Below are 754 nucleotides of genomic sequence, written 5' to 3' on the forward strand. Positions count from 1 at the left end.
GCGCGTTACTGTCTTCATCGCGCGCGACCGAAAGGCGGCGCAGGCCGTCGCGCAGGATGCGGTTATCGCTGGCGAGGAATGGCAGCCCGTGACGGTCGTATCCGATATCCACGTCCGGATCGAAATTGGCTTCGCGCAGGATGTCCTTGCGGTCCAGATAGAAGCGCTTCTTCTTCGATCCGTGGAAGCCATGGGCAAGAAGCCCCGGCACCACGCCGATATCCTGCCGCACAGCACGATCACAGGATGCTGCAAAATGTCGCAGGCGTCGGGCACATGCGGGCGACGTATAGGCATCAGACGTGTCCAGCTTGCCCGCAAACGCCATGGCGGCGATGTAATCAGCCGCTCCGGTCACGAGCCAGTCAGGCAGGCCGCCAAACTCGGTCCACACGTCAAGGCGAAAGGCCCATGCATATCCGTAGTGCTGCCGCCAGTCACGCTTGCGGTTGGGATCGAGTAGCCATTGGGCATTCGACTGGCCCGCGCCGTAATCCTCATCCGTGACGATGATGTCGCCCGCCTCCCACGCCGCGCAGAATGAACGGTCCATCTGCCGACCATTCTCATCACAGATCGGGTTTTCGTCAGGACCGAGATCGACCGAGTAGGACCACGGCTGTCCCACGCGATGCACCTGAAGCATGTCCAGTGTTGCAATCGCCCAATCATGCCGTTGGAAGAATACATCTGCATCAATCACCGCCAGATATTTGGCATCGGGCGGCAGGCGCGAGACGCCATAACGGATCAG

The 754-nt window shown here is 60.6% G+C and carries 1 protein-coding gene; it reads right to left on the bottom strand.

The window, feature by feature from the left end; all coding sequences use genetic code 11:
• Nucleotides 1–754 (bottom strand): hypothetical protein (locus CFR80_RS18590; RefSeq protein ID WP_110507872.1); only part of this gene is annotated, 754 nt, incomplete at both ends.

This window comes from Komagataeibacter oboediens (genome assembly GCF_003207815.1).
Taxonomy (GTDB): Bacteria; Pseudomonadota; Alphaproteobacteria; order Acetobacterales; family Acetobacteraceae; genus Komagataeibacter; species Komagataeibacter oboediens.